Genomic DNA, 26,030 nt, shown 5'->3' on the forward strand with positions numbered 1-26,030 from the left:
AAACAATGGCTGCTGAAACAGAATTATATGATCAACTAACCAGTCGGCTTAATTCAGCGACCGCTGGTAAGGATATTTTGTTGTCACTGTGGAATGCGACTGGTGATAAGCTGTTAGCCCTTGCCGGCCAGCAGGGGCTGACGATTAACCGGGATAAAGATACGGTGGAAGTAACCTCAAAGGATACACAGGGAGGTTGGAAGGAATACCTTGGTGGCTTTAAGGAATGGTCTATTGATAATGACGGCGTGTATGTTCGGAGCGATGAGTCCCATAAGCTGCTGATCCAGGCCTATGAGAATGACAATCTGCTCCTAATTAAAGTCACAAATAAAAAAACGCAGACCGATATGTTTGGCGGGTTGGCCATTGTGACGAGTTACCCGATTGAAGCGCCCTATGATGACGCGACGACCTATTCGATCACGCTGACCGGTACGGGTGCTTTGGTTGATCTGGAGAGTACCGTAACTGTTCCGGATGCGCCGACGCTTACAGCTACAGCTGGGGATGGTCAGGTAGCCCTGACTGCCGTACTGCCGGAAAATAACGGCGGAGCGGACGTCACGAAGGTTAAGTTCCAAGCAAAGAAAGCCTCAGACGGTGATGATCTTTGGAGTGCGCCTGTTGTGCAGAACGCGGACGACCTTACTTATTCATTCAGTGATCTGACGAATGGACTGGAATATAGCTTTAGAGCGATTTTGACCAACGAAGCAGGAGACAGTGCGGCGAGTGAAGTTGTTAGCGCGACACCGACTGCTCCGGAACCGTAAGGAGGTCTTTAAATGTTTTCAGTAGATGGAACAGAATACACCTTGAAATATAACACGAAAAAAGTGAAAACGATTGAAACCGTAACAAAGACAAGCATCGTCGGTGAAATCACCAAAAATAATGGGGTTATGCCATATGCCACACTTGAAGCACTTTTTTCATTTGCTTTGGTCGAGGAAACCACCGGATCGCCGGTAAGGCAGAAGCAGGCGGCCGAAATGTTTGAAAAGGTTGTACAGGAGAATGGCTTAATCTCGGTCAATATGGCGATTGTGGAGAAGCTACAAGATGACATGGCTTTTATGTTCCGGTAGAGCTTATTGAAAGGGCTCTACCGGGTGCGGGAGAACTGACGCCGGCAGAACGGCGAAAAGAATTACTGGCTAGGCCCTTTCAATACGAGAGGGACCTGGCTTTTTTTGTTGTGCGGCTTGGCATGTCTCGTAAGGAATTTGATCAGCTAACCGAAAAGGAAAAAGTTTTTATTCGCAAAGAATACGAGAACAAATTCCTGTTTGACGTGACGTGGGTCCGGAATGCCGTCTTGAATGCGGAAGCAAATGTCAACCGCAAAAAAGGCAAGAAGTTCCAAGAACTTTTCCCCAAAAAGCCGCCACGGGCGGACAAGGAATACAACGAACAGGCTATGAAGACGATTACGGCGATCGAACAGAAAAAAGGCAAGACGTGGGTGGAAAAGGTTTACCGAGCGAATGGGGCAAAGAAGGGAGGCTGAGCGATGGCAGACTATACGTTGAGTGCAAAGATCACGGGGGATGCCAGCGGTTTTACGCGGGCATTTCAAAGCGCGAATCAAACGCTGGAATCTTTATCTGAAAAAACCAAGGCGATTGGTCAAAAAGTCCAGGATTTTGGTAAAAAAACTGCACTGGCCGGTGCTGGAATTACTGCCGGAGTCACGATGCCGTTTATCGGAGCCATTAAAACAACAGTTGATTTTGACAGCGCGATGCGTAAAGCCGGAGCCATCGCTGGGGCAAATGCGCAACAACTCGATGCGATGACGAAATCCGCACTAGACCTTGGAGCAAGTACCTCTCTGTCCAGTACCCAGGTTGCTGACGCAATGGGCGAAATGGCCGCCAAGGGCTTCGATGCGAATCAAACGATTGCGGCAATGCCCGGTGTTATTTCAGCTGCTGAGGCAAGTGGTGAAGATCTGGCACTGACTGCTGATGTCATCACCAGTGCGCTGAACGGCTTTCAGATGAAGGCCGGGGATTCCGGTAAAGTTGCGGATGTTCTGGCCATGACAGCAAACAAAACGGCAGCGGGGATTGGCGACATGGGCTACGCTTTTAAATATGCTGCAGCTCCCGCCGCGAACTTGGGCATTAGTATAGAAGAACTGTCTGCGGCCACCGGTATTATGACTAATGCAGGATTCGAGGGCATGCAGGCAGGTACAACGCTACGAATGGCCTTTAGTCGTCTGGCCGCCCCTACTAAAGAGGCTTCCGAGGTCATGGCACAACTTGGATTTAGCGCGACAGACGCCAACGGGAACTTTAAGCCACTGAATCAACTTGTTGGTGACCTGGACAAGTCCATGCAGGGGATGACCAAAACGCAAAAGCTCGCGGCCTTGTCCACAATCTTCGGTACCGAAGCTGCAAACGGCATGCTTGTGTTGTTGAATGCCGGGCAGGACGGATTGAAAGGCTTAACGAACGAGTTAAAGAACTCATCCGGAGCAAGTGCAAAGACGGCAGCTGAGATGAAGGCCGGTATCGGCGGCGCACTGCAGAACCTGTCCGGCGCAATTGAGTCGGCAACGATTTCTGTCATGAGCCAGCTCACGCCGATGATTACCGATATTGCAAAATGGGTTACGGGCGTAGTGGAACAGTTTAACGGTCTGGACGATGGCACCAAAAAGATTATTGCGATGACAGCTGGTATTTTGGCACTTTCTGGCCCCGTTCTGACAGTACTCGGTATTCTGTCGATCGGACTTGGTGGACTCGCGTCTGCTATTGGCTTTTTAATCAGCCCGATCGGCTTAGTCATTGCCGCGATCACTGCCTTGGTTGGCGTGGTTGGTTATCAGATGGCAACAAATGAAAAGTTTCGGAATAGCGTGTTGTCTGTGTTTGGCGCAATCGGGGACAAAGTGACAAGCGTCGTGCAGGCCATTCTGCCTGTTCTTCAGAATATGTGGTCAGCCGCCCAGCCGGTGATTATGAACTTTGGTTCGCAAATGGGTTCCGTTTTCAAAACAATTTGGAGTGTGATCCAAGCGGTTATTCCCATTTTTACAACCTTCTTTTCCAGCCTGATCGACGGCTTTAATTCGGCGGGCGGTATTGGCAGTGGCTTCGCCATTCAATTGGGAGCAATCCTTCTCGGACTGAATCCAATTGTAAAGGGCATTATCGTCCTGTTCCAGAACTTTGGTCCACAAATTACGGCCGCTTTTCAGCAGGTTGTCGCTATGGTTCTTCCGGTTGTCTCGACAATTGGAACAGCACTTGGCCAGATTGCGAGCTCAGTGATTCCGATATTGATGCAGGCTTTTGCTACGTTGATTCCAGTTATTTTGCAGGTCGGCATGTCTTTTATGTCGATCATCCAGACGGTTTTGCCTGTGCTCATTTCCTTGGTGAATCAACTGGTTCCGATCATTACTCAGGTGGTCATGATTATTGCACAGGTTATTGCTCAGGTCATTCCACTCGTTGCGGTTTTGCTCAGTTCTTTAATGCCGGTGATTGTAAATGTAATTGCAGTCGTCATGAACATTGTACAGGCGGTCGCGCCGGCGGTCATTGCGATCATACAGATGATTATTGCCGTGATCCAGGCGCTGATGCCGGTCATCATGCTTGTCCTGACGATTGTTGTTAACGTGATCGCCGGAATCATCGCGGTCATCAGTCCGATCGTAGCATTTATTGGCAACATTATTATTGCGATTATGGCCGTGATCAGTCCGATCATTGCGTTTGTCGCCGGTGTGATTACGAGCGTCGTCAGTGTTATCCGATTGATTATAGCCCCTGTCATCGGGATCTTTAGCACCGTGTTCTCCGTGGTCAGCGGTGTGTTCCGGAATATCGTGACTTTTATCGGAGCGGCGATGAGTAGTGTGGGCGCGGTGATTAGTGGCATCAGTTCGGTTGTATCTGGCGTTTTTAACACAGTATTCAGCATAATTAACCGCATCATGGGTAGTGTTGCCCGGAGAATCACGGGCGTGTTTGATGCGATCCAAGGTGCATGGAGCGGACTGACCGGCTTTGTGTCCGGCGTGTTCAGCGGTATTTCTGGGGCTGTCAGTCAGTTGGTCGGACAGGTCAAAGGCTTCGTTAACAACGTCATTGGCGGCATAAACGGAGCTGTTTCCCTGATCAATAAAATACCTGGTGTCAGTATTGGTAAGATTCCATACTTGGTTCACGGGACAGAGAGCTGGCAGGGCGGCTTTGCCCGAATGAACGAAGGTGGACGAGGGGAACTTGTCAACCTGCCGGATGGCTCCCAAGTGATCCCACATGATGTATCGATGAGATACGCCCGGGAGGCTGCGCAGAACAGCAGCTATGCAGACCGGAGCACTGGCCAGTCACAGACGCAAGATATGGGTCGTGTTGAGCGATTGTTAGAGAAGATGGCGAATAGCCGGCAGGTCGTGGTTCTGGATACCGGTGCACTTGTTGGCGGCACCTATACCGAATATGATCGTGCGGGCGGCAGTCGATTGGCGCTCTCGGAAAGGTGGGGGCTGTGATGGACATTGAGGAAGGTTTTTACACCAATGGTGCACACACAAAGGAATATGGCATGCGGTTGATGGAGCGACAGGCACCTACACCGGAAGAAAAGACAATCGCTGTAGAGGTTCCCTTCATGCAGGGAAACTATGATTTTTCTATGATTTTGGGTGAGCGAATCTATAAAAATCGAACACTCTCCTATAAGTTCGAAGCTTATCAACGAGACTATCAGTATCGCAAGGTTGACGAGATTGTCCTGAAAAATTGGCTGATGAAACCGGGCTTTGGCAAACTCATTGACGATCATGACAAAGGCTATTATTGGTGGGCGAAATGTACAAGCGTTGACGTGGATGACGATCATCCCTTTGGCCGGCTGCTCATTACTTTAGAGTTTGAAGCCTACCCGTTCATGCGGGGAGAGCTTGAGGAAGGCAATGATCTCTGGGATCCATTTAATTTCTTGCTGGATTACGCCCAACCAGTTGCGTTCGATGTCGATGGCACGCTAATGATAAATATGATGAACATCGGTTCGGTCGGTGTTGTGCCGACGATTACGGCCAGTGCGGCAATGGAAATCGTGAAGAACGGCACGACCTACCAGGTGCCTTCAGGACAAAGTAAAAGCGAGTCCTTTCGGCTGGAAATTGGTGAAAATCCGATGACGATTAGCGGCACGGGAACGATCAAGTTCAGCTTTTATAAGGAGCTGATCTGATTATGTTTGAAGTGAAAATATTCGACGGTCCGGATGATCAGGCGGGGACCGTCATTCAATCGCCGTACCCGAATGGCGTGAAATTATCTGCTGGTACGGTGAACACAGTAATCAGCGGGATTTCAAATATGTCCTTTACGATCAACCTGAACAACGCCGGCTGGGGAAAGATTAAGCCGCTGAAAACATTGATCGAGGCTCGGGATATTAAGCGAAATAAGCGGATTTTCAAAGGCCGGGTGCTCAAACCTACACAGACGATGTCTAGTGACGGACTGTTCAGTATCGAGTATGCGTGTGAAGATCGATTGGCATATCTTAACGACTCGAATCAACGATTCGGCGAATATCATGACATTACCGTGCGTGATTTTCTTGGCGTGATGCTTGAGAATCACAACCGGCAGGTTGAGCCGTGCAAGCAGTTTAAACTCGGAAACGTCACGGTAACGGATCCGAACGACAGCCTGTATCGGTATCTTGGCTACGATAAAACATACGCAACGATTAAGGACAAGCTGCTCGATCGGTTGGGCGGCTTTTTGGTCATCCGGGAAGCGGCAGACGGAAATTATATCGATTACCTGGCAGAGGTCGGCGAGGATTCGGAGACCGAGATCCGTTTGAGGTCAAACCTGAAGGACATGAAACGTGAGATCGATCCGCTGGACGTGATTACGCGCCTAGTTCCGTTGGGTGCAAAAATTGAAAGTGACAACCCAGATGATACGGGAGCGAGTGAGGCACGAATCACGATTGCCGACGTGAATGGCGGTAAGGATTACCTGGACGACCCGGAAATGATCGCTGAATTTGGTGTCGTTGAAGGGACTCTTGAACTGGACGACGTATCGGATAAAGCAACATTAAAGGCAAAGGGCGAACAGTTTCTGGCGCAGCAGAAAGCGGCGAAGATCACGTATTCACTGACACCGGTCGATGTAAGCCTACTTAATAGTGAATTTGACGAGCTGGAAGCTGGGAATCGCTATGCGGTGGTTAATCCGGTGTTCGGCATTAACGAACGCCTGCAGGTCATTGAAAAGGACAACGATCTCGTGAATCCGATGAATATCTCACTTACAATCGGCGACAAGTACCAGACACTGACCGAGTACCAGAGAGCCAGCCGGAAACAAGTTAAAAGTATTGTTCAGCTGGAACGGACGGTGGAAAGTCAAACGCAGACGATCGGCACACTAAAAACAGAACTAGATTCCGTGGACAGCACCGTGCAAACGATGCAACAAGCGTTAGCGGACGGGGACATTCCGGGGCTGAAGCAGGCTGTGGAAGACCTGCAGTCAGCAGTTGACGATCTGAATGGAGCTATAGACAGCCTACCGTCTTACGGACCAGCAACGCCGACGACGGACGGGTTGATGTCTGCTGCAGATAAGACGAAGCTGGACGGGCTGCAAAGCTATGAGGAAGCGACGCCAGAAACTGCAGGCCTGATGTCGGCCGCAGACAAAACAAAACTTGATCTGATTACAGTATTGCAAGAAATTGATCTGGATGCGCTGAGCGAAAAGCTTGCTCTGATTGGCGTGACCGCTGCTGTAGACTTGGACGATTTAGTGAGCCGTGTTGAAGCACTGGAAGGAGGAACAGCTTAATGGCAAATATCAAGGACTTTTTAAATAAAATCAGAACCGCCGCGTACGGTCGGGAAGTGCGGGGCAGTCTGGCGGACGGCCTGGACGCTGTGAATAAGGAAACAGAGGCAGCGACAACCCGGACGGAACAAACCGAACAAAGACAAGCCACGCTTGAAAAGAAATTTAACGATGAACTTGCAAACATGACGCTTGACGATCCGTCCAGCGCTGAAATTGTGGCTGCCCGAACCAATACGGAGACCGGCGACAGTCATGACACGATCGGGGAGCGTATTGATGCCGATTACAGTTTGATTGCCGCGCAGCTTGCCCCGATCGATGCCGGAGAATTCGGCGCAACCAGGGACACAGAAGTGATCGACTGCGGAACATTCGCAGATCGCACTATTGAGGATAAATTTAATTTAATTGATGGGGGTGTATGGTCGTGAGTTACAGACCAATACAGCATTACAGGGGAAATGAAGCGGATTTGCCGCAGCTCATGGCGGGGGAAATTGGTGTTGCAACGGATACCAAGCGCCTGTTTTTCGGTGCGGGCGGCAATCAGGAAGTGGCACGAGTTGGGTATGTTCCAACCATGACCACAGCAGATATCTATTACCACGTGAATTCCGAGGGCAGCGACGAAACCGGGGATGGATCTGAGGATAAACCATTTAAAACGGTACAACATGCCTTGGATCTTATTCCGGATTTTATTCGGCACACCGTTACGATACATCTGGCTTCAGGAGCGACTTTTAATGAAGATATTATTACCTGTCGGAATCATCTTGGTGGAGACATCGCAATAGAAAGCGATGAAGGACGTGCGACAATTAATTGTAAATACCTTGCATTTAGCAATATCTCGTCTCATCTTGAGCTTCACTATCTGGATCTGATATCGGCCGGGGTTACCGAACTTGATCGCGTATTGTCTATATCAAATTGCCGGTATACGATGATCAGAAATACTAAAATTGACGGAAAGTCTAATGGAGTTCGGGGATTTTATATTTTAAATTCAAATGTTGAAATTTATGAACAGTCTAGTGCATCAAATACGTTGGCGGCCATTTTTCTTACGGGCAAAGCAACGGCTAAAGTTTATGATTTACTTCCTGGTTCTGGAAATGAAATTGGAATGGGTGTTGATTCATCGATTATTTTTAAAGCCGGAACAGCAATGCCTGCCGGTGAAACAGCCGAAGTCGAATACAATGGGGGGATTATCCAGTGAAAACTTTAACCTTTAGTGGAGAAGAATTCCAAGCCGAAAAAATTATCAAAACAGACAGTGAGATTATTGGATTAAATGGTTCTACTGTTATTTTCTCTTTCCGCGGCATCACCGACTTTTCAAAATTTACACTGGCGGACGGTGCGGAATTTGACGCGGAACCAGCAAGCGAAGAGCAACAGCAAATCGCAGAAATTTTACTCGAACAGGCAAAAATGAAACAGGATATTGCGGCATTAAAGGAGGCGTCGGCCGGTGCTTAACTGGATCACTAAGTTTTATCAGATGAATCTTTACACAAGCGATGACGTGAAAGAGTTTGTAAAGTCCGGGGACATTACCGAAGCAGATTTTAAAACGATCACGGGGCAGGATTATGCGGCATAAGTAAACAGTCGGTAATACGGACCGATATAAATAGTGCATGAAACATCAAAAACACCTGTTTCCGGATCTCTAGGTCCGGACTTTTTATTGCTAAATACGCAGATCAGCTATTAGCTTATAGAGCTTTTTGATGTATACTAAGCCTAAGCCTTAATGAAAGCTGTGTTGGTCAATGCTTGACAAAATTGAAGCAATTAAACGGGCTCTTGAGTGCGAGTGTTATCTTCCTGCTTTGGCTTTAGCGTTGACGTTGCCGGATATCTGTGGAAAGGTTGAATATCCAAAATACAATGTGGGAAATCGGTATGAAAATTGGTTCGACAATTGGGTTGAACACTTATATGCAGATCCTTCTGGTTGGGATAACGATAAAAGGGCTAAGAATCCCTATTTTACAGGGAGACTGTGCTATGGTTTAAGATGCGCTTTCTTGCATTCGGGTGATTCGAATATTAAGGAAAAATTTTGGGGAGATCAAGAGAATGACGAATATAGGTATTCGTATCATTTTGAACTATGCATAAATGGCAGCGACAGTTTTGGGGAGACGTGGGAAACTCCTCATAAAGAGATCAAGAGAATAGAAAAGCAAAAGACGGTTCAGATTAATATAGTCACTTTATGCAAGAATATCTGCTCAGCTGCGGAAAAATATTATAAATACAAGGGTAAAGAAGCCTTTGCTGATCATATTATTAATTTAAGAGATATACAAGCCGAGGTTGATGGATTTGAGCGATTTAAAAATTAAAATGCTTGTGCTTAAAGAGACCCTCCGAGGTCTTTTATTTTTGCTCATTGTCAGGAGATGATGCCACTTGGAAAGCCAGGTTATTTCATATTTTTTGACGCAGGGTCCCTTTGGGGCCCTCTTTGTTTGGCTTTTATTTTCGTACAGAAAGGAGGCGCATGAGCGTGAAACACGATTAAATCAAGTCATTAACGATCAAAACAAAGTGCTCAGCGAATTCTCGGAGAAATACGACATTGTGATCAACAAACTGGACGGAATTGAAGAACGTCTGCCGCCTCAGTGATCGAAGGACATGCATAAGATAAAGAAAAGGAGCTGTAAAAGAATGGCATTAATCGTTGACCTATCAAAATATCAAGACAGTGATCAGATTGACTGGGGCAAAGCGAAACAGTTGATAGACGGACTGATTTTGCGTGTACAATACGGCTCACTGACACTGGATAAGGAGTATGCAAAGCACGTAGCCAACGCGAAAAAAGCCGGCATTCCCTTCATGAGCTATGCTTATGGACATTTCGTCTCTATCGAGGATGCAAAAGTGGAAGCTAGGGATCTAATTAAACGTGCGGATAAGGCGAGCGCGGCACTGATTCTTGACGTTGAAAGCCTGACGCTCGATTCGCTACGGAATAAATCCGAGTTGGCAGCTGCTTCACAGGCGTACATCGATGTACTGAAAGCAGCCGGATATAAGGCTGGTTTTTACTGCTCGCACAACATGTATAAGGCGCACCATCTGGACAAAGTTAAAGCTGACTTTCTCTGGTTGCCTCGATACGGCGTGAATAATGGCAATAAAAGTACGAAGCCGGACTGGCCGTGCGATCTTTGGCAGTACACGAGTAAAGGTAATCAGCCCTTTTACAATGGGCGCCTGGATCTGTCTGATCTGAATGGCAATAAAGGACTGGATTACTTCTTTGGAGCATCAAAACCGAAACAGGAGACCAAGCCCGTCAATAAACCGAAGCCAGCGGCCAAGGTATCAGCCCTGCTTAAGAAAGGCAGCAAAGGATCAGCGGTCAAAAGTCTGCAGCATGATCTGATCACTGCAGGTTATTCTGTAGGAAAATCGGGAGCGGACGGCGATTTTGGCCCAGCGACGGATGCAGCCGTTCGCAAACTGCAGCAGGATTATCGAATTGGCATAGATGGCGTTGTTGGGCCACAAACAAAGTCAGCACTTTCCAAAGCGCTGGCAAAGAAAAGCAAGCCGTCCGGCAAGTCCGTCGTCCCCTATCCTGGTCATGTGCTGAAACGGGGCAACCGGGGCAAGGATGTACAGCGGATTCAGCGGGCACTTGGTATAACGGTTGATGGAATCTTTGGAAAACAGACCGAAGCCGCAGTAAAAGCCTATCAGAAACGTCATGGACTGAGCATTGACGGCATTGACGGCATTGTCGGCAAGCAGACATGGAACACATTATTTTAATTAAGGGAGAGAGCATGTATGAAAATCAATTGGATTCTTCGTCTCAAAAATAAAGCGACTGTGACATCTTTAGCAACGCTATTAATCGGTATCGCTTCTGGCGTGATCAGCGTGGGAAACTTGCTTGGCTGGTGGAGTGTTAATTTTGACACGGAAAAGGCTACAACGACTATTACGGCATGGATCAGTTTGGTGTTTACACTAATCGGCGGAGTCGTCGGTACGATTACGGACCCAACAACTGCAGGTATTGGTGACAGCAAGCAGGCTCAAGAGTACGCAGCGCCGAAGAAAGACGCTGAACTTAAATAAGCATAATTTTTACCGCCCGCGAGAGCGGGTGTACATATAAAAATGGCCTACGTTACAAAAATTAAGAGATACTTAGCATTCGATTTTTACTTTATTTTATATGAGAAACTAGCTAATATGTATTTATGTATTTATGTATTAGTGAAAATATTACTAGATAAAAGCTAAGGGGAGGAGAAGTAGCTTGGATAATTTTTTAGGTACCCTAATATTTTTGCTTCCTGGGCTAATGCTGTACTTTTGGATCCAAGCATTTGGAGTTAACCCGGTTGTCAAACATAGCACAGCAGAATTTACCGCTCTGGCCGTTTTAATGTGGCTTCCAGTGTCTTTAACAGCGATCTATATTTATAATTTAATGGCAAGCAATTCTGTCATTAAAATGACAAAAAATACTATTGATACAGTTGATGAATTAAAACAATCATCCACTAGTTTTAATTTTATGTTTATGTTTATTTTCCTAAGTTTGATAATTAGTTTTGTTTATGCGGTTGTGTGGGCAAAATGGCTTTATAGTCTTTATTTATGGATTATTAATATGATACGCAAGTGGAGAGGCTTTGCTAAATTGTCAAAGACTACTTCTGTTTGGGATGAAATTTTCCTGCATAGCGATGCTCAAGTTGTAGAAATAGGTAATATCGCAAAACCAGAACAGATAGTGATTGGCGAAATAAGAAAAGCGTCCCGGACATTTGAACCGGAACGCAATTTATATCTTAAACAAACTAAGTTTTTCACCAAGCTTGTAGAGAATCACGGTCTCAAGGCTGATAATTATTTTATCGATACAAAAACGGGCAATTACGTAAAAATTTTCGACAAGGCTGACATTCGTCAAGCACAATTAGATGATTTTAAAGAGTGACCCACTATTTTTTTGTATTTTTAATCTGTTTAGGAACTTTCAAATGCTGTCCTTGTTGTGTATTAATTACTTTTTTAACTTCGATTTTTGCAGATTCTTTATCAACTGAGTAATTATGTTTTCGTTGGAATCCTTCTTTATCTTCATTCATTTTTTTCTTTTTTACCCCCAGAACTAGGTTTTGCTGGTGGCTGAATTCGAGCTGAATCCTTGTCGACCGAATCTTGAGATTTTCTAGGGTCCCCTACGGGTCTATTCTTCATTTCAATCCCTCATTTCTTATGCGATTTATTTGACTGTGATTTCGAAGAATCCGATGGTCGAATAACTGCCGTTGGCTTTTCGACTGATCTTGTTCCGCCATTGGAACTTAATCTACTAGTGTACGCTTGGCTACTGCTGTTATTCTGTGGCATTGCTTGTCCATCTCCCTAGTATTCATTTTTAAAGCTGTGCTATTTAGAAAATCAACAACTAGCGCAGATATTGCTTGTCATAAGTATCTCTCGCAGATTGGATTTATAAGAATATTTTACCATATAAGTACTTTGTCAGAGCAGAAAAATAAATTTCAGTAGTATCGGGAAATGGAATTTCTTTTGTATTTAGGCATCCATATCTGGCTATGTCAAGGTATATAAAAATATTCATTCATATTGACGATATTAGAAATATATAGATGGGACATTATACTTTTAAATAGTTCACTGTTTCAGGGCATAACGCCGCATTGATTTATTTAGTTCCATAGAAAAGGAGACTCTTATTATGCCATTTGATTATGTCAATTTTCGGATTTATGAGATCGACTACCACAAATTTTTTAATGAGATTAAGAGCAAAAAAATACTGTTGGATAATAAGCTGCAGGAGATTTACCTAAGACGATGGGTTGGGAAATTAAGAAAGCATGATGAAATTTTGAAAAAACAGTTCAGTACGAAAAGCTTAGTTGAAGACTATATTAGTAAAGTACAAAATGAAAGAGAAATATTTCAATTGCCAACTAATTGGGGAATTAATAAGGTGCTCATCCATTTTCGGGTTTCAATTGCAAATCAACTGGTTAAAAACTATTATCCACAAAGCCAAATGATTCCTATTACTGAATTTCAGGGCGGTAATCAAAGTATTTATTGGACTAAAGTTACTGGAGATACAAAAAAATATGCTGGAAGTAATAATCCTATTATTGTTGTTCCATATTTCAGCAATGGATATCATTACTTGGTCATTGACGGCAACCACAGAATCACATACAAGTTGAAACATAACACCCAAAAAATAGCAACACTATTTATTTCGGAATATACAGTTATAGAGGAACACCTTTTTTCTAGTTCCTTTGATGAACTTTTTTATATCTTTAATAACGAGCTTGTTAGATTTGCTAGTGCAAGCATTGAGAGAAACTACAGCGCTGAGCAGCTATTCAATAAATCATATTTATCTGGCAAAGGCTTTCAATTTAGTTAATCGTAATAGTTATCCACGGGCTTTTGGAAATATAAAAAAAACCATCTCTGTACATGGGCATTCGGGCTAAAGTGCTTAAAATGCACGACGGCACAATAAACCGCTCCGGACGTGGGTAACTACCTTTTGGATCTATTTCCGTTGCTGGCGATTTGCTGGCTAATGCAAATCGAGTGTGATGAAATCCGTTGATATAACAGCGATTATTGTCCACGGTTATGCGGACACCGTCTCCATATTTGGAGTATCAGAGATGGTTGCATAAACCAAGTAAAAGAGCCTTTAACCGTTGATATGACGCGGTTGAAGGCTCTTTTTATTTTTGGGCAATCGTCAACGAAAATCAACGAAAATCAAATCATTTTGCGCTAATTTTGCGCAGGGAATAGAGATCATTCAGGGCTAAATCTGTTGATTCAGAGTCGCGTTGATCCAGGTCGTCAATAATGTGCGAGTATGTATTCAGCGTTGTGATCACGCTCTTATGGCCAAGACGACGCGAAATATATTTGATGTTGATCCCCTTGTAGAGCAGCATAGACGCGTGCGTGTGGCGCAGAGAATGGAAGGTGATTGAATTAATCTTTGATCTTCGTACATAAGCTTTTCAGGCACTTATTGACCGCTGTATTGGTCACCAAGTTCATTTGATCATTAACAAAGCACAGATTTGATTCATTTCTAAGCCCCGATTTGACTGCAGATTTCTTTTGAGATGACTTTAGATCATCAAGCCACTCGCAAGTTTGTTTGTCCAATCGGACGATACGAATGGATGCTTTATTTTTAGTAGGTGCAAATGTGTTTGTATCTTGGTAATCCCATGTCTTTTCTATTTTTGCTGCTCGCTTTTTCGTATCAATGCAGTCCCGGGTCATGCCTAATATTTCACTGAAGCGGCAGCCCGTTGCAAGTCCAAATAAGATCATATAGCGAGAAATATAACGCGGCCGTAAATCGCTCATTAACTCATTAATCAGTTTCTGTGCGTCGATGAAATTAATGTATTTGAGGCTCTCCTTTTTGTCCTCAACTTTTCCAAGCGTCATTGCTTTATAGGTTGGATCCTTGAAAATCACATCGTGATTTATGGCATCACGAAAGCAGGCGCGCATGTAAATATGATGTTTCCGTACAGAGGCGGTTGAATGATTTTTTGCATATTTATTCAGAACTTGCTGATAGGCGAGTCGATCAATTTCTTTGATGGTCATTCCTTTAAAGTGCTTTTCAGCGAATCTTACCGCACGTTCAATATCCCGATCGTTGTCCGGGGACTTTTTTCCTTTACGGAACGTCTCATACTAGGTACGAAAATACTCAGAGAATAAGCGATCACCAGCTTTCAATTTGCCCCACGCCCAAGTTTCGCTTCAATGTCTGCAGCTGCTAGTTGGGCCTGTCTTTTTGTAATAAATCCACCTTTTGTCTTATTTCGGTAAGAGGTTCCGTCCTTGTAGGAGACACGATACTGCCATTTACCATTTCGCCGGGATATACTTGCCATTTACTCGTACCTCCTTTCGTCAAAGGATCCGTTCTGCTGCACGATGATTTGTTGACACATGCCGTCAATCCGAGTGTAAGCCAGGTTTAGCGTGAAATGAAACTCCTGCATGATACTTTTTAATGAGTGAGTGCGATTGAAATCGATCATGTGGTAGGGGATGGCTGCATAGAGCGCGAATTGACGAGCCTCTGCCTCTTGCATTTGACGAAATGGCTCCGGCATCTCGCCCTGATCACCGCAGTGCCGGACAAATATGTCCCACCTCGTGAAAGAAGTGCTCACGCTGCTCATATTCGGCTGCTGTTCGTTTTCAATGATGTAGGCTGCTTTGTCCTCTGAGAGGCGATAGGCGAAGGGATGACCATGCCAGATTGAATATTCAATGCCGAACGCTTGAGCAATCTTTTTAAGTTCGAGATCTTCGGGCTTCGTGATACCGTGATCTATGAATTTCTGTGAAACCCAGGATTCAACCAAGGAAGGGAAGTAAGGTCGAGGCATGTCATCAGCTCCAATGAGAATATATGTTCGATTATACATCAAAATTTATTACTTTTGTTGAGTAAATAAAATTTCTAAATAAAATTATGATAGAATGATGTTTTGTGCTTGCAATCCTGGTATACTCAAAATTAGGAGTGATTAGCATGAATGTAATTGATTTATTTGCAGGAGCAGGCGGTCTGTCTGAAGGCTTTAGACAGGCTGATTTTGATATACGAGCACACGTAGAAATGGATCGCGATGCCTGTCTAACTTTAAAGACAAGAGAAGTTTATCATTACTTAAACTCTATCAATCGACTTGACATATATGAGAGATATTTAAGAAATGAAATTACTCGTGATGAATTGTATAGTCAAGTACCAGAAGAAATTATACATAAAGTAATTAATGCTGAAATTTCAGATGAAACAATTGATGATGTCTTTGATAAACTTGATCCATTATTAAATAACGAGCATGTACATTTAATAATTGGGGGACCTCCTTGCCAAGCATATTCTCTAGCAGGAAGGTCAAGAGATCCAGAAAATATGGAAAATGATCCACGTAATTATTTATACAGACAATATATAAGGTTCATAAGGCGCTATCAGCCGGATTATTTTGTCTTTGAGAATGTTAAAGGTATTCTTTCAGCTAAAAATGGTACTATTTTTGCAGATATCCAAAGAGAAATGCATGAATCCGGCTATAATATTGATTATCGAATCTTAAATGCAAAAGACTTCGGGGTACTCCAAAATAGAAAACGTGTTATTATCATTGGAGCTAGGTTTGGTATTGACTTTGATTATCCTGATTTCGATATTGAAGAGACACATTCGACTATTCGTGACTTATTTAGCGATCTGCCGAATATATGTTCAGGAGAATCATATGACCCGAGGGATGGCTATGCTGGTCAACCTAATCAATATCTGATTGATTGTGGAATTAGGGTACCTGATTGGAATGTACTATCGCAGCATGAATCACGACCAAATCAAGAAAGAGATTTAAAAATTTATCGTCGATGTGTTAATGTATGGAATAGTGAACATAGAAAAGTTAAATATAATGAGTTACCTGAAGAATTGCAAACCCATAAAAATACAGAAACATTCCTAGATCGATTTAATGTTGTACCCTATGATGATGTCTCACACACTATTGTGGCTCATATATCAAAAGATGGTCATTATTTTATACATCCAGATATTAATCAAAACCGATCAATTTCTATCCGGGAAGCCGCAAGAGTGCAATCGTTTCCAGATACTTATTATTTTGAGTCTTGCAGGACTGCAGCTTTCAAACAAATAGGAAACGCCGTTCCACCTTTAATGGCAAAAATAATAGCAATTTGGCTTAAAGAACAACTAAACCAAATTGCTATTATTCATTAAACATTTTTACATAAAAACTCGATGAAAAACTTTGTATTAAGCCAGTGGGTTTGCAACTCATCTAGGCTTATTACTTTATTTTTCCAGTGGATTGCAAGATTTATATCATCGATAAATTTAACAAGTTTATTTAAATGATTAATAGATCGGGGATCGACATTGTTATTTCTGAATTTTTTAATAAAGAGATCAATTTTTTGTTTTATAGAAAGATCCTTTATCACTTCTTGATTGCTTTTATTGTAAAACTTTTGCTTTATTAAATCATTTAAAATAACCATATTATTATTATATTTTTTTACTGAATCAAAATTATTAATAATGTATTCATTCATGGCTACTTCAAAAAAGGAGCGTAATAAAAAAGCTGTTGCTAATTTGTATTTGTAAGCATAAATGCTAGTAATTTCGTTGACAAGTTCTTTTACTTTTTCTGATCTTATGCTATCAAAGATATTTTTATCAATGGTACCAATACGTGGCTCAAAGTGATATTGTTTTTTATCACTCGACTCTGTTTTTGGTGACTCATCTTCATCTTGGCGATCATTATCAGTAGTTTGTTCTTCACTTTGTTCTTTAACTTTCTCTTTAGTTTGTTCCTCTGTTTTATCTCCAGTATTGTTTTTTGGGTTGGAACTATTTACATAAGATTTATTATTATTATCTGTGCAATCGTTATTATTTAGATCTTGTTTTGAATCAACTTTTACTGAAGTGGTGTTTAGAAGATTAGTTGTTCTTATAATATATTTCACATTGTTAATATCGTTATCAAACTGATCAAGAATTAATAAGATTATTTCCTTAAAATTAATTAATTCATTATTTCTTAAGAAACCCTCTCTGTTAGTCTTCTCTTCTAATTCAATGGATCTATCGGGATCCAAAATGATGTAGCCAAAAGTCAATTTATTATCAATGTGATCACTGACTTTCTTGACACGTCTTTCTGCTAATTTAAGCCAGTCTACTTCACCGTGTCCATATATTTTAAAATAATTGCGATAAACATTAATTCCTTGGTAAGCTGATAAGAAATGTTCCTGTAATTCGCTTCTGGAGTATGTCAATAAAGGTTTGATTTTTTTGTAATCATAAAAGTTATGAATAATTATTTTTGTCTTTCCAGTGTTAAGTTTTAAATTTTTGTTCTCAATGCTTCTTTGGATAGTAGTTGTAGAATTATTTTCATAAAATGATTTATCTTGAATTTTACAACTAAATTCATAAGATTGTATCTCTTCATCATTTAATTCGATTATTGCATGAAAAGCGGCATTTTTAACAAAAGATTCAATCGGATAATAAATTGTTTGATCATAATTAGTTGGATAAATAATAGTGAACATATCATCAATTTCTGGTTCGTTTAAGTTTTGCAGCTCTCTCTGAATCTCAAAAAGATTGATATTTGATTTTAAATTGCGAAGATAGATCGTTGTACCAATATTATTAGATTCGACATTTTCTCTTGATAAAATACTGGCGTGAAAATCTGAAATATATTCTTTTTGTCTTAATTCGTCTTTATCTAAAGTAAAGCTGTTTATGTATCCGGCCTTAATAGTTTCGATCTCAATTTTGTCAGCAAGTCTAAATAAACTAAATCGTCCAATACCTTTTTCGCCCAACATTCGGTTATTTGACAATTTATTATCAGTTGAAACAAAAAACCAATTTTCTTTTATTTCATCAACAGACATCCCTTGTCCACTATCTGTGATCGTGATAAGGTCTTCGTTAATTCTTGAAAAGTCCACAATAACTTTATCCTTTGAACCTGCATCAACAGCGTTTTTAATCTGTTCAGCAATAGCTATACTATCTGATTCTATAATTTTTGATCCTAATGATTCTAATATTATTCTTGGACTAAATTGAAAGATAGCACTTGTTTCGCTAATTTCGACCATAATAATCCCCCTAGTACCATTAATATAGTTCCCAGAACCCTTTTTTAGATGGTTTCATAATTTTCTTTTTTCTTAACGAATACGCCGCCCACCGCAAATCGTATTGCCATGTAAAGAAAAGGTCTCCTGATTTTTCTAATTCTTCTCGATAATTCTTCCATATGTATTTACTTACTTGTACAATTGTGGCTTTGCCCTCACTTTCAATTAATGCCTTTTCAACAAGATTAGGTAAATCAGCTCTTGTTAACATCCGTTTTCTCCTCCATGTATTTAATTCGATAATAAATAGCCATTCCAATAGACCCGCTGAGAATTATAAAAATAACCCACTACACAATTATTGTTAAGAATCTGCGGTTGATCTTCGGTGTAGTGGGTTTTTATTTTTGATTTCTAATAACGGTTTTTCGTTATTTAATTATTTTTTTATTCTTCTTCATCAGCCGGCGCGCTTCGATAAAGGCGCGAGCTTCCTCAATTTCTTCGTCAGACCACTTGTCCTTATCGAAGAAATACATTTCATTTTTATCACTTGAATTGCGAATGTCACTATCACCTAGAAGATATGGCCTGGAAACATCGAAAAATTCAGCGATTTTCCTTAACAAATCAATAGAAGGCTGTCTTTCTCCTCGTTCGTACATTCCAATGGCGCTCTCACTTAATTTAAGTCGATCGCCTAAATCCTTTTGAGTAATGCCTTTTTCAATTCGAAGCGATTTTAATCTATTTTTGAAATCTGCCATAATATCACCTATTAAAATAATAACACGTTATGTGTGTATATTTATATAGTTTATAATTAATCGCACTAAATGTGTTTACAACACGTAAAGTGTGGTTTATATTAAATTCATAAACACAATACGTGCGGAACGGTGGTGTGATAATGAATAAACAGCTAATTGCAAAAAGATTAATTTCCTTACGCGCAAATCGATCAAGAGAAGAGGTATCGAATGCAAACCATATAAGTATCAGTGCGCTTCAAATGTATGAAAATGGTCAAAGGATTCCAAAAAACGAAATAAAGGTTCGACTTGCAAATTACTATGAAACAAATGTTCAAGATATTTTTTTGATGACAATCCGCACAATATGTGTTGTTAACTTACTGAAAGGAGGTGGATCAATGTTAAGTAACACGGAGCTGCTCCTGGTTCAGCTCAATAACAAAATGGATCGGATTATTGAATTAATGGAAGGCAGCTTACCGGCTGACGATTCTTGGACAAGTCCAATTAATATTGTGGTAGCGCGCCCTTAATTAAACATAGCAGTTATGGGTGTGGAGCGGCTGACGGTGATGACACAGATGAGAGGGGGAGCAAGGTGGACTATAAAGAGTTAAATCAACTTCAACTTGAAACAGATGCTGTGAAGTTAAAAAAAGATCAGGAGGTTGCGAAAACGGTAATTTGTTTATGCCAAGAATTGAGAATAAATGGCATCGAAAAAATAACTCCGCGGATGGTGGCAGCCATAGCAGAGTTATCAAAACAGATTTAATTATTGCTTTCTAATTCATATGGTTTTTCAACAGCTTTAAAAAATAATTTGTAAGCTTCAGCGGTTTGTTACTCTGTGACGAAGCGACTTGACCTTGGCTGACTGAGCCAAGCAATGGTTATGTCTCTAGCAATTTCATCATTAGATGCATGTTCGCTCATATTTTTCACCTCCTATCTCTATCAGATAGGAATATTATACCAAACAAAATGACCTGCACTGATCTGAATGGAAGGAGGAATTTCTTTGGTAAAGCAATACCATTATCCACCAATGCCGCCTAAAGAAGCCTGTGATGTCTTTTTAAAATATGTTGAGTCATCCATTGAAATGAGCCAGAAGGACTTGAAAAAGTACGGTGATCTTGGATTCGAATCAGCCGTTAGTAAAGCTCAAACGGAATTAAGAGTGTATGAAAACTGCAAAAGAGCGTTAATCAATTATCTTAACGGTGCAACTTATACGGAATAAAGGGGAGTGGACATGTGTCAATCGGTGCAAAGTTAAAAAATGCAATGAAAGCAGGGGCCGTGAAAGAGGCGGATTTGGCTGTGGATGTTCATTACTCCCGGCAGGCGGTCAGTGCGTGGGCAAATGAGAGACGGCGTGTTCCTGGTGATGTGTTACCGAAGTTGAACAATCGCTTCGATGATCCGGATCTCATGATGGAGATTGGTGTCTTGGCAACGAATGGTGTCTCGCTGCCACCGCTAGACGGTGATTATATTCGGCAAGACACGCTGGCGATGATTGACCTGGCGATGAAAGAGACGAAGGAAGCAATGGACAAGCTGGCAAAGGCTCAGCTGTACAAGCCACCTGAACATGCAACGGATCGGGACAAGCAAGAGGTTCAGAGCATCAATGAGGAAGTGCTCGAAGCAGCGTGTTCGATGGTTAACCTGGTCCGTGTGAATTGTCAGGAGTACGGGTTATCTTTTCGGACGATGTTCCAACAGTTGGAAGTCACATTGAAGGCGAGAAGGATGGGGAAATGAACAAGAATGTCCAAGCGCTGCGCGAACTTAGCAATCTTGCAATCTTGTTTGATGATGTGTCGTGCAGAATGAATGGCAATGAGTTTACTCGTTTTGTAAACGAGCATGATCGTTTGGAACAGGCGAATGGAATTCAATTGATCGAGGTGAAAAAGCGATGAAAGAAGTCATGGATCGGATCAGCGAATTGGAGAAGATTCGCAAGGGTTTGAAAAAGTTGGGCTGCGTATGGAGTGAACGGTGGGTTATGGCTGAGCTTGCGGAAATGAAAGCAGCTTTGAAGCGCATGAAAAAAGCCTCCGGTGCAACGGAGACCTGTTGAAATGCTTCATCAATCAAATAGGATATGCATCCATTTTAGCATGCTGAGGGAGAGGTGGTCAATTTGGAAGGTGTTCAGGTCATTTTGAATGAGGATTTTTTGAAGGCTGAGGTTCAAAAGCTGATCCGTACGGAAATGGTGTGGTGGCACATGGACGACCTAAGGGCGAAGACCGGGAAAAGCCAAAACTGGTTGAAGGACAACATTTTGTATCAGCCACGGTTCAGAAAAGAGCTGGAGACGTTCACACATTTTCCAGAAGCACAAGGCGACAAATGGTGTTTCATTGCAGACAAGATGGAGCAGTTTCTCAAGCTCCATTTCAGAGATATTTTTATTCCGGAAAACAGCAAGGTAAGGCGGTTAGGATAAAAAATTGGGAGGCTTGGTCATGAACTTGGAAAGCAATATTAAAGATGTCATCAGTAAAAAAAACTTGGAGATGGAACGGTTGAAAAACTGATCAGTGAGCAGCTGGAAAACGGAGTGAAAAATGCGCTTGACAATCTTTTTCGCTCGTATGGCGATGTTACACAGGTAATCAAAAAAAAGGTGAAATCGGTCATGATTCCATACCTGGAATCCTACGACTATTCCGAATATCTCATCAAGTTGGATAGTGTCTTAGTGGATGTGATCAAAAATTCTGCATTGGATAATAAAAAACTTCTGAGTAATTTCAAAAATCTGATGGTTGATCACGACATCAAAGAAATCGAGGTAACGGATCTATTTAATCGTTGGATGACGTTCGTTGAGAAAAATGTTGATACTGACGAGTTGGACATTGATTACGATGACGAGCCAACCTATGAAGCTGTTGACGTTTATTTTGAATTTGAACGCGATACCGAGAGAGACTGGAGCTGCTTCGAACATGCTACTTTGATTTTTGAATGCGAGCATGACGAAACAATGAATTTTGAAATTAAGCTCTATAGATACACTAAATCGTCAAACGAGGGCTGGACCATTGATTATAAACATGCTAGCGATCTAAGTTCACTCAGAAAAATTAATGAGTTTGAGGTTTTTCTCATGGCTCTTTGCCAAGATCACACCGAATTAATTATTGATTCTGATGGTGACCGTAATGAAGTGACTCCTGAGAAGAGACCAGAACCAACATTTGAGTAAATGATCAATGCCGGACATGTTCCTGCCCGGCGCAGGGGTAATACCTAGTGTTGCTCATGCAGCGGGCAGGAACACCGACAGGAAAGGGGACGATGGTTTGGCACTCAAGACAAACAAAGACTGGTACGGGTTCTTCGCCACTCTGGAAGTGAACATGATCGTTCAGGACAAGCCTCATGTCGTTTCTTATGCCAAGGCGAATAAATGTAGGTATTACCGGCTGGCGAAGCAGGAACGGCAGGTGAGAGGCATTGGCTAAATTCAGGCAGATTCATGTGAATTTTTGGTCGGATCCTAAAGTGATTGAGGAAATGACTCCGGAAGATCGCTATTTTTATCTTTACCTTTTAACCAATCCTTTGACGGCTCAAATAGGCGTTTATCAGATTACAAAAAAGCAAATGGCCTTTGATCTTGGCTACTCACTTGAAACGGTCAACAGCTTGATTAATCGGTTTGAAATGCATCATCGGTTGATCAAATACAACCTTAATAAGACAGGTAAATCGGTGCTGGATTGTATTGACAAAGAATTAGCCTCCGTCAAAGACAAATCGCTGCTTACGTTAATCGTTGAGCACATTCCTAACGATACGATTGTAGAGCGGTTCTTACGTGTCGTTAACGATACGTGTAACGACACGTCAACGACAGGGGGACAAGAAGAAGAAAAAGAAGAAGAACAAGAAAAAGAAAAGACTTCTTGTCGAAAAACAAAGTTTTCCGACGAGCACCTGGGAATGGCGAATCTATTACTCTCTTTGATTCAAGCCAATAACCCGAATTACAAAGCTCCGGAAAAGTTGGATAAATGGGCAAATGACATTCGTCTCATGATGGAGCGAGACAAGCGAACGAAAGAGCAGGTTGAGTATCTCATTCGTTGGTCACAGAAAGATGATTTTTGGAGCACAGTCATTTTATCTCCGAACAGCCTAAGAAAAGGTTTTGACAAAATGGTTGCGCGTTGCCGGCAAGAGAGCAAGCAAAAGCAAGGCAGAGGTTTTCCAACGAATCGTGCGCAGCAAAATGATGCAGCGATTGAAAGGTGGCTGAGGCAGAATGAATCAATTGCAAGTGGCCCATCTGGTTAAGTGCATCGTGAAAATGTATCCGTTCGTTGTCGCTGATGATACATACATGAACATCTGGCTTGCAACGACAAAGCACGCAGACTTTAACGCAACAATGGAGCGCTTCTATCGCTACGTTAGCGATCCAAAAAGCCGTCACGCAGGCCGATCTTGTCGTGAATGGACGCGATTCTGGATTGTCTCAGGAGACGGAGAAGATGCGCCAGTGGGAAGCGGAAGCCAAGGCGCATCCGGTAAATAAAAGCAGACTGCCACGCTTGGAGGTGTTCGAAAATGATTGAGGAACAAGCAACGATCGAAGCCGAGCAGGCAGTTCTTGGGTCCATTTTGTATGACAATCAGCTGATGGACATGTGCTGGCTGACTGCGGATCATTTTTCTAAGGCAGCACATAAAGTGATCTTCACTGGCTTTGAAGCCTTGAATCTTAAAGAGGCGCCGATCGATCCGGTGACACTTGCGAAAGAGCTTGGCAACAAGCTGCATCAAACAGGCGGCATTGGTTACTTGGCTGAGCTGGTCAACGGGATTGCAACGACATCGAACTTTGAGTTTTACGAACGGATCCTGAACGATGCACGGAAGCTGCGTGAAGCTAGGGCTAAAGCCAATCGCTTTGTGAACGATCCAAGCACCGAAGGCATTGAAGAGTTGGCAAAATCGCTGGATGAGATCGCCGATGCGCGTCCGATCGATGACGAGATGACCGATCGCGAAAGCATGATGAAAATCTATGACTCACTTTTTGAGAAGCGCGGCGATATCTCCGGTGTAACCACAGGCATCACCGATCTTGATCGCATGACAAGCGGTCTGCAGGATGATGACCTGATCATTGTTGCCGGTCGGCCATCCATGGGTAAGACAGCCTTTGCGCTGAATATTGCCAAGAGCGCAGCGGCCGATGATGTGGTGGTCGATCTGTTCAGCCTAGAAATGCCGAAAACAAAAATTCAGCAGCGGCTGCTGTCAGTGATTGGCAACATCGATGCGGGCAAGTGGCGCAATCCGGAACGATTCATGAGCGAACGAGACGTGGAGAGCGTCATCAAAGGCATGGGCATCTATGAACGATGGTCCTTAGCGATTCATGACCGACCGTCACAGACCATCGCCAACATCCGCGCAACCATTCGCAAGTCGATGAAAAAGCATCCGGATAAAAAGCAATTGGCGATCATTGACTATTTAAGCTTTATCAAGATCACCGGCAAGTATGAGCGCAGAGACCTGGCCATTGGCGCAGTCACAAGCGGTTTGAAACAGCTTGCCAGGCGTTAACATCCAGTGCTCGAGTGCCGGGTATCTCCGGCAACGTGGATGAGAACATTGCCTACACCAATGTGATTGCCGCACAGAAAAAATCCAAACTGAAAAAATCACCAACGCACAAAGTGGTTAAAGGCGATACGCTTTGGGATCTTGCGATTAAGAACAAGACAACGGTTGCGACGTTGAAGAAGTTGAACAAGCTCAAATCGGATACGATTTATCCAGGACAAATTCTGAAATTAAAATAAGGGAGAGATCATTCATGAAAATTAACTGGTTGGTACGATTTAAGAATAAGACTTTTGTTGTGGCGTTTGTGGCGCAGGTAATCGGTATTTTGGCGGCTGTGCTCACACTTGGTAATTCGTCGGGATGGTGGGCAATCCAATTTGATAGCAAGGCGCTGACCGATCAACTCACGCAGGCCATCGCTATTGTCTTCACGCTACTCGGCACGCTGGGCGTTATCCAAGATCCGACAACCGCGGGCATTGGCGACAGCGAGCAGGCGCTGACATACGAAGAACCGAAGAAATAACATAACGTAATAAACCCGCCAAGATGGCAGGATACATATTTGAGTGATACGAAGATCGTTTAATAATGTGACTAATGTGTGAACATGAGATTTTTGTAGACTATTAATTTTATAGGTTAATCAGACGGATGCTTTGTCATATAATGTCGAACACCGTCGAAATCGGAGAATAACATGCGGGGGTGTGCGTGTTCACGCATCAAAACGTGCGGAATACCGCACAAAAGATTTCGGAGTCACGTATGAAAAATGCGTTTTTTAGTTAGCACTAAAGTTGTATAATTATATTTGTTGAAAATAACGAGGAAGGAATATGGGAGGAAGTATATACAGAAACAATATAGAAAAGGGAGACTTCTATGATATGTTAGAAAAAATAGTATGGTGGATTCAATATATTATTAACTTTCTTTTTATGATATATATATCTAGGTATATTTCAAATGCATTTTATTCCACGCCGGGCTCTTTTCTAATTAGCATTTTCCTAATAGTAGTTTCTATTATTTTAGCGTATCT

At 42.5% G+C, this 26,030-nt stretch carries 39 protein-coding genes; 31 read left to right on the forward strand and 8 right to left on the reverse strand.

Annotation, left to right across the window (positions count from 1 at the left end):
* Positions 1-5 precede the first annotated feature (5 nt).
* The 15 genes from NIE88_RS04920 to NIE88_RS04990 all read left to right on the forward strand — a co-directional run bounded on the left by NIE88_RS04920 (position 6) and on the right by NIE88_RS04990 (position 11,844).
* On the forward strand, positions 6-776 hold the full coding sequence (locus tag NIE88_RS04920) for a phage major tail protein, TP901-1 family (RefSeq protein WP_253059646.1): 771 nt from the start codon (positions 6-8) through the stop codon (positions 774-776).
* A 12-nt stretch (positions 777-788) separates the two neighbouring features.
* A complete protein-coding gene (locus tag NIE88_RS04925) occupies positions 789-1,091 on the forward strand; it encodes a segregation and condensation protein B (RefSeq protein ID WP_253059648.1) in 303 nt (100 codons plus the stop codon).
* Between the two features lie 122 nt (positions 1,092-1,213).
* Positions 1,214-1,513: a phenylalanine racemase gene (locus tag NIE88_RS04930; protein ID WP_253059650.1), complete on the forward strand. Its 300-nt coding sequence runs from the start codon at positions 1,214-1,216 to the stop codon at positions 1,511-1,513.
* Between the two features lie 3 nt (positions 1,514-1,516).
* Positions 1,517-4,528, forward strand: coding sequence for a phage tail tape measure protein (locus NIE88_RS04935; RefSeq protein WP_253059652.1), 3,012 nt, complete (start codon positions 1,517-1,519; stop codon positions 4,526-4,528).
* A complete protein-coding gene (locus NIE88_RS04940; RefSeq protein ID WP_253059654.1) occupies positions 4,528-5,235 on the forward strand; it encodes a phage tail family protein in 708 nt (235 codons plus the stop codon). Before NIE88_RS04935 ends, NIE88_RS04940 begins: the two co-directional genes overlap by 1 nt.
* Before the next feature lie 2 nt (positions 5,236-5,237).
* The gene (locus NIE88_RS04945; protein WP_253059656.1) at positions 5,238-6,854 is read left to right on the forward strand and encodes a phage tail protein; all 1,617 of its coding nucleotides are present in this window, start codon (positions 5,238-5,240) and stop codon (positions 6,852-6,854) included.
* Positions 6,854-7,288, forward strand: coding sequence for a hypothetical protein (locus NIE88_RS04950; protein WP_253059658.1), 435 nt, complete (start codon positions 6,854-6,856; stop codon positions 7,286-7,288). The genes NIE88_RS04945 and NIE88_RS04950 overlap by 1 nt, the downstream gene beginning before the upstream one ends.
* Complete coding sequence (locus NIE88_RS04955; RefSeq protein ID WP_253059663.1) at positions 7,285-8,082, forward strand: hyaluronate lyase N-terminal domain-containing protein; 798 nt, start codon at positions 7,285-7,287, stop codon at positions 8,080-8,082. The genes NIE88_RS04950 and NIE88_RS04955 overlap by 4 nt, the downstream gene beginning before the upstream one ends.
* The gene (locus tag NIE88_RS04960; protein ID WP_253059665.1) at positions 8,079-8,345 is read left to right on the forward strand and encodes a hypothetical protein; all 267 of its coding nucleotides are present in this window, start codon (positions 8,079-8,081) and stop codon (positions 8,343-8,345) included. The genes NIE88_RS04955 and NIE88_RS04960 overlap by 4 nt, the downstream gene beginning before the upstream one ends.
* On the forward strand, positions 8,338-8,469 hold the full coding sequence (locus NIE88_RS04965) for an XkdX family protein (protein ID WP_253059667.1): 132 nt from the start codon (positions 8,338-8,340) through the stop codon (positions 8,467-8,469). Before NIE88_RS04960 ends, NIE88_RS04965 begins: the two co-directional genes overlap by 8 nt.
* A gap of 172 nt (positions 8,470-8,641) precedes the next feature.
* Positions 8,642-9,220: a hypothetical protein gene (locus NIE88_RS04970; protein WP_253059677.1), complete on the forward strand. Its 579-nt coding sequence runs from the start codon at positions 8,642-8,644 to the stop codon at positions 9,218-9,220.
* Between the two features lie 67 nt (positions 9,221-9,287).
* On the forward strand, positions 9,288-9,506 hold the full coding sequence (locus NIE88_RS04975) for a BhlA/UviB family holin-like peptide (protein WP_253059679.1): 219 nt from the start codon (positions 9,288-9,290) through the stop codon (positions 9,504-9,506).
* A 42-nt stretch (positions 9,507-9,548) separates the two neighbouring features.
* Positions 9,549-10,661, forward strand: coding sequence for a peptidoglycan-binding protein (locus NIE88_RS04980; RefSeq protein WP_253059681.1), 1,113 nt, complete (start codon positions 9,549-9,551; stop codon positions 10,659-10,661).
* 18 nt (positions 10,662-10,679) lie between these two features.
* Positions 10,680-10,973: a phage holin gene (locus tag NIE88_RS04985; RefSeq protein ID WP_253059683.1), complete on the forward strand. Its 294-nt coding sequence runs from the start codon at positions 10,680-10,682 to the stop codon at positions 10,971-10,973.
* A gap of 184 nt (positions 10,974-11,157) precedes the next feature.
* On the forward strand, positions 11,158-11,844 hold the full coding sequence (locus NIE88_RS04990) for a hypothetical protein (protein ID WP_253059685.1): 687 nt from the start codon (positions 11,158-11,160) through the stop codon (positions 11,842-11,844).
* Positions 11,845-11,848: 4 nt separating this feature from the next.
* On the opposite strand, the gene NIE88_RS04995 is transcribed toward NIE88_RS04990, so the two are convergent.
* Positions 11,849-11,995 carry a hypothetical protein gene (locus tag NIE88_RS04995; RefSeq protein ID WP_253059687.1) on the reverse strand — a complete coding sequence of 49 codons (147 nt, stop codon included), beginning with the start codon at positions 11,993-11,995 and terminating at the stop codon, positions 11,849-11,851.
* Positions 11,996-12,612: 617 nt separating this feature from the next.
* On the opposite strand from NIE88_RS04995, the gene NIE88_RS05000 reads away from it, so the two are divergent.
* Complete coding sequence (locus NIE88_RS05000) at positions 12,613-13,320, forward strand: ParB N-terminal domain-containing protein (protein ID WP_253059689.1); 708 nt, start codon at positions 12,613-12,615, stop codon at positions 13,318-13,320.
* Positions 13,321-13,678: 358 nt separating this feature from the next.
* Here NIE88_RS05000 and NIE88_RS05005 read toward each other — a convergent pair whose 3' ends face one another.
* From NIE88_RS05005 to NIE88_RS05020, 4 genes are all read right to left on the reverse strand, one after another.
* Positions 13,679-13,858, reverse strand: coding sequence for a site-specific integrase (locus tag NIE88_RS05005; RefSeq protein WP_373689404.1), 180 nt, complete (start codon positions 13,856-13,858; stop codon positions 13,679-13,681).
* 40 nt (positions 13,859-13,898) lie between these two features.
* On the reverse strand, positions 13,899-14,534 hold the full coding sequence (locus NIE88_RS05010) for a tyrosine-type recombinase/integrase (protein ID WP_253059691.1): 636 nt from the start codon (positions 14,532-14,534) through the stop codon (positions 13,899-13,901).
* A gap of 131 nt (positions 14,535-14,665) precedes the next feature.
* A complete protein-coding gene (locus tag NIE88_RS05015; RefSeq protein WP_253059693.1) occupies positions 14,666-14,827 on the reverse strand; it encodes an Arm DNA-binding domain-containing protein in 162 nt (53 codons plus the stop codon).
* A complete protein-coding gene (locus NIE88_RS05020) occupies positions 14,828-15,331 on the reverse strand; it encodes a hypothetical protein (RefSeq protein WP_253059695.1) in 504 nt (167 codons plus the stop codon).
* 146 nt (positions 15,332-15,477) lie between these two features.
* Between NIE88_RS05020 and NIE88_RS05025 the strand changes: the two genes are divergently transcribed.
* Positions 15,478-16,722, forward strand: coding sequence for a DNA cytosine methyltransferase (locus NIE88_RS05025; RefSeq protein ID WP_253059697.1), 1,245 nt, complete (start codon positions 15,478-15,480; stop codon positions 16,720-16,722).
* Here NIE88_RS05025 and NIE88_RS05030 read toward each other — a convergent pair.
* The 3 genes from NIE88_RS05030 to NIE88_RS05040 all read right to left on the reverse strand — a co-directional run bounded on the left by NIE88_RS05030 (position 16,719) and on the right by NIE88_RS05040 (position 19,387).
* Positions 16,719-18,638, reverse strand: a complete 1,920-nt coding sequence (locus NIE88_RS05030; protein ID WP_253059699.1) for an ATP-binding protein — start codon at positions 18,636-18,638, stop codon at positions 16,719-16,721. The genes NIE88_RS05025 and NIE88_RS05030 overlap by 4 nt on opposite strands.
* A gap of 19 nt (positions 18,639-18,657) precedes the next feature.
* Complete coding sequence (locus NIE88_RS05035) at positions 18,658-18,891, reverse strand: hypothetical protein (protein ID WP_253059701.1); 234 nt, start codon at positions 18,889-18,891, stop codon at positions 18,658-18,660.
* A 160-nt stretch (positions 18,892-19,051) separates the two neighbouring features.
* Entirely contained in the window at positions 19,052-19,387 is a 336-nt protein-coding gene (locus NIE88_RS05040; RefSeq protein WP_253059703.1) for a helix-turn-helix domain-containing protein, read from the reverse strand.
* A 143-nt stretch (positions 19,388-19,530) separates the two neighbouring features.
* On the opposite strand from NIE88_RS05040, the gene NIE88_RS22585 reads away from it, so the two are divergent.
* The 14 genes from NIE88_RS22585 (at position 19,531) to NIE88_RS05110 (ending at position 25,511) form a co-directional block, all read left to right on the forward strand.
* Positions 19,531-19,908, forward strand: coding sequence for a helix-turn-helix domain-containing protein (locus NIE88_RS22585; protein WP_309247014.1), 378 nt, complete (start codon positions 19,531-19,533; stop codon positions 19,906-19,908).
* A 65-nt stretch (positions 19,909-19,973) separates the two neighbouring features.
* Entirely contained in the window at positions 19,974-20,150 is a 177-nt protein-coding gene (locus NIE88_RS05050; RefSeq protein WP_253059705.1) for a hypothetical protein, read from the forward strand.
* A 246-nt stretch (positions 20,151-20,396) separates the two neighbouring features.
* A complete protein-coding gene (locus tag NIE88_RS05055; RefSeq protein ID WP_253059707.1) occupies positions 20,397-20,621 on the forward strand; it encodes a hypothetical protein in 225 nt (74 codons plus the stop codon).
* 14 nt (positions 20,622-20,635) lie between these two features.
* Positions 20,636-21,148 (forward strand): hypothetical protein, encoded by a 513-nt coding sequence (locus NIE88_RS05060; RefSeq protein ID WP_253059709.1) that lies wholly within the window; start codon positions 20,636-20,638, stop codon positions 21,146-21,148.
* The gene (locus tag NIE88_RS05065; protein WP_253059711.1) at positions 21,145-21,309 is read left to right on the forward strand and encodes a hypothetical protein; all 165 of its coding nucleotides are present in this window, start codon (positions 21,145-21,147) and stop codon (positions 21,307-21,309) included. Before NIE88_RS05060 ends, NIE88_RS05065 begins: the two co-directional genes overlap by 4 nt.
* On the forward strand, positions 21,306-21,470 hold the full coding sequence (locus tag NIE88_RS05070; RefSeq protein WP_253059713.1) for a hypothetical protein: 165 nt from the start codon (positions 21,306-21,308) through the stop codon (positions 21,468-21,470). Before NIE88_RS05065 ends, NIE88_RS05070 begins: the two co-directional genes overlap by 4 nt.
* Before the next feature lie 63 nt (positions 21,471-21,533).
* Positions 21,534-21,842 (forward strand): DUF771 domain-containing protein, encoded by a 309-nt coding sequence (locus NIE88_RS05075; RefSeq protein WP_309247015.1) that lies wholly within the window; start codon positions 21,534-21,536, stop codon positions 21,840-21,842.
* Positions 21,843-22,034: 192 nt separating this feature from the next.
* Complete coding sequence (locus NIE88_RS05080) at positions 22,035-22,607, forward strand: hypothetical protein (RefSeq protein ID WP_309247016.1); 573 nt, start codon at positions 22,035-22,037, stop codon at positions 22,605-22,607.
* A 97-nt stretch (positions 22,608-22,704) separates the two neighbouring features.
* The gene (locus NIE88_RS05085) at positions 22,705-22,866 is read left to right on the forward strand and encodes a hypothetical protein (RefSeq protein WP_253059715.1); all 162 of its coding nucleotides are present in this window, start codon (positions 22,705-22,707) and stop codon (positions 22,864-22,866) included.
* Positions 22,859-23,701: a phage replication protein O gene (locus NIE88_RS05090; RefSeq protein ID WP_253059717.1), complete on the forward strand. Its 843-nt coding sequence runs from the start codon at positions 22,859-22,861 to the stop codon at positions 23,699-23,701. Before NIE88_RS05085 ends, NIE88_RS05090 begins: the two co-directional genes overlap by 8 nt.
* Positions 23,670-23,942 carry a hypothetical protein gene (locus NIE88_RS05095; RefSeq protein WP_253059719.1) on the forward strand — a complete coding sequence of 91 codons (273 nt, stop codon included), beginning with the start codon at positions 23,670-23,672 and terminating at the stop codon, positions 23,940-23,942. The genes NIE88_RS05090 and NIE88_RS05095 overlap by 32 nt, the downstream gene beginning before the upstream one ends.
* A 32-nt stretch (positions 23,943-23,974) precedes the next feature.
* A complete protein-coding gene (locus NIE88_RS05100) occupies positions 23,975-24,982 on the forward strand; it encodes a replicative DNA helicase (protein WP_253059721.1) in 1,008 nt (335 codons plus the stop codon).
* 35 nt (positions 24,983-25,017) lie between these two features.
* A complete protein-coding gene (locus tag NIE88_RS05105; RefSeq protein WP_253059731.1) occupies positions 25,018-25,221 on the forward strand; it encodes a LysM peptidoglycan-binding domain-containing protein in 204 nt (67 codons plus the stop codon).
* 14 nt (positions 25,222-25,235) lie between these two features.
* Complete coding sequence (locus NIE88_RS05110) at positions 25,236-25,511, forward strand: phage holin (protein WP_253059750.1); 276 nt, start codon at positions 25,236-25,238, stop codon at positions 25,509-25,511.
* Positions 25,512-26,030 lie beyond the last annotated feature (519 nt).

This window comes from Sporolactobacillus shoreicorticis (assembly GCF_024125445.1).
Taxonomy (GTDB): domain Bacteria; phylum Bacillota; class Bacilli; order Bacillales; family Sporolactobacillaceae; genus Sporolactobacillus; species Sporolactobacillus shoreicorticis.

Excerpts from the sequence above, each read along its gene's own strand:
- NIE88_RS04920 (WP_253059646.1), top strand. The coding sequence starts at position 6 with ATGGCTGCTGAAACAGAATTATATGATCAACTAACCAGTCGGCTTAAT.
- NIE88_RS04925 (WP_253059648.1), top strand. The coding sequence starts at position 789 with ATGTTTTCAGTAGATGGAACAGAATACACCTTGAAATATAACACGAAA.
- NIE88_RS04930 (WP_253059650.1), top strand. The coding sequence starts at position 1,214 with ATGTCTCGTAAGGAATTTGATCAGCTAACCGAAAAGGAAAAAGTTTTT.
- NIE88_RS04935 (WP_253059652.1), top strand. The coding sequence starts at position 1,517 with ATGGCAGACTATACGTTGAGTGCAAAGATCACGGGGGATGCCAGCGGT.
- NIE88_RS04940 (WP_253059654.1), top strand. The coding sequence starts at position 4,528 with ATGGACATTGAGGAAGGTTTTTACACCAATGGTGCACACACAAAGGAA.
- NIE88_RS04945 (WP_253059656.1), top strand. The coding sequence starts at position 5,238 with ATGTTTGAAGTGAAAATATTCGACGGTCCGGATGATCAGGCGGGGACC.
- NIE88_RS04950 (WP_253059658.1), top strand. The coding sequence starts at position 6,854 with ATGGCAAATATCAAGGACTTTTTAAATAAAATCAGAACCGCCGCGTAC.
- NIE88_RS04970 (WP_253059677.1), top strand. The coding sequence starts at position 8,642 with ATGCTTGACAAAATTGAAGCAATTAAACGGGCTCTTGAGTGCGAGTGT.
- NIE88_RS04980 (WP_253059681.1), top strand. The coding sequence starts at position 9,549 with ATGGCATTAATCGTTGACCTATCAAAATATCAAGACAGTGATCAGATT.
- NIE88_RS04985 (WP_253059683.1), top strand. The coding sequence starts at position 10,680 with ATGAAAATCAATTGGATTCTTCGTCTCAAAAATAAAGCGACTGTGACA.
- NIE88_RS04995 (WP_253059687.1), bottom strand. The coding sequence starts at position 11,995 with ATGAATGAAGATAAAGAAGGATTCCAACGAAAACATAATTACTCAGTT.
- NIE88_RS05000 (WP_253059689.1), top strand. The coding sequence starts at position 12,613 with ATGCCATTTGATTATGTCAATTTTCGGATTTATGAGATCGACTACCAC.
- NIE88_RS05005 (WP_373689404.1), bottom strand. The coding sequence starts at position 13,858 with ATGCTGCTCTACAAGGGGATCAACATCAAATATATTTCGCGTCGTCTT.
- NIE88_RS05010 (WP_253059691.1), bottom strand. The coding sequence starts at position 14,534 with ATGACCATCAAAGAAATTGATCGACTCGCCTATCAGCAAGTTCTGAAT.
- NIE88_RS05015 (WP_253059693.1), bottom strand. The coding sequence starts at position 14,827 with ATGGCAAGTATATCCCGGCGAAATGGTAAATGGCAGTATCGTGTCTCC.
- NIE88_RS05020 (WP_253059695.1), bottom strand. The coding sequence starts at position 15,331 with ATGCCTCGACCTTACTTCCCTTCCTTGGTTGAATCCTGGGTTTCACAG.
- NIE88_RS05025 (WP_253059697.1), top strand. The coding sequence starts at position 15,478 with ATGAATGTAATTGATTTATTTGCAGGAGCAGGCGGTCTGTCTGAAGGC.
- NIE88_RS05030 (WP_253059699.1), bottom strand. The coding sequence starts at position 18,638 with ATGGTCGAAATTAGCGAAACAAGTGCTATCTTTCAATTTAGTCCAAGA.
- NIE88_RS05035 (WP_253059701.1), bottom strand. The coding sequence starts at position 18,891 with ATGTTAACAAGAGCTGATTTACCTAATCTTGTTGAAAAGGCATTAATT.
- NIE88_RS05040 (WP_253059703.1), bottom strand. The coding sequence starts at position 19,387 with ATGGCAGATTTCAAAAATAGATTAAAATCGCTTCGAATTGAAAAAGGC.
- NIE88_RS22585 (WP_309247014.1), top strand. The coding sequence starts at position 19,531 with ATGAATAAACAGCTAATTGCAAAAAGATTAATTTCCTTACGCGCAAAT.
- NIE88_RS05065 (WP_253059711.1), top strand. The coding sequence starts at position 21,145 with ATGAACAAGAATGTCCAAGCGCTGCGCGAACTTAGCAATCTTGCAATC.
- NIE88_RS05070 (WP_253059713.1), top strand. The coding sequence starts at position 21,306 with ATGAAAGAAGTCATGGATCGGATCAGCGAATTGGAGAAGATTCGCAAG.
- NIE88_RS05080 (WP_309247016.1), top strand. The coding sequence starts at position 22,035 with ATGATTCCATACCTGGAATCCTACGACTATTCCGAATATCTCATCAAG.
- NIE88_RS05095 (WP_253059719.1), top strand. The coding sequence starts at position 23,670 with ATGAATCAATTGCAAGTGGCCCATCTGGTTAAGTGCATCGTGAAAATG.
- NIE88_RS05100 (WP_253059721.1), top strand. The coding sequence starts at position 23,975 with ATGATTGAGGAACAAGCAACGATCGAAGCCGAGCAGGCAGTTCTTGGG.
- NIE88_RS05110 (WP_253059750.1), top strand. The coding sequence starts at position 25,236 with ATGAAAATTAACTGGTTGGTACGATTTAAGAATAAGACTTTTGTTGTG.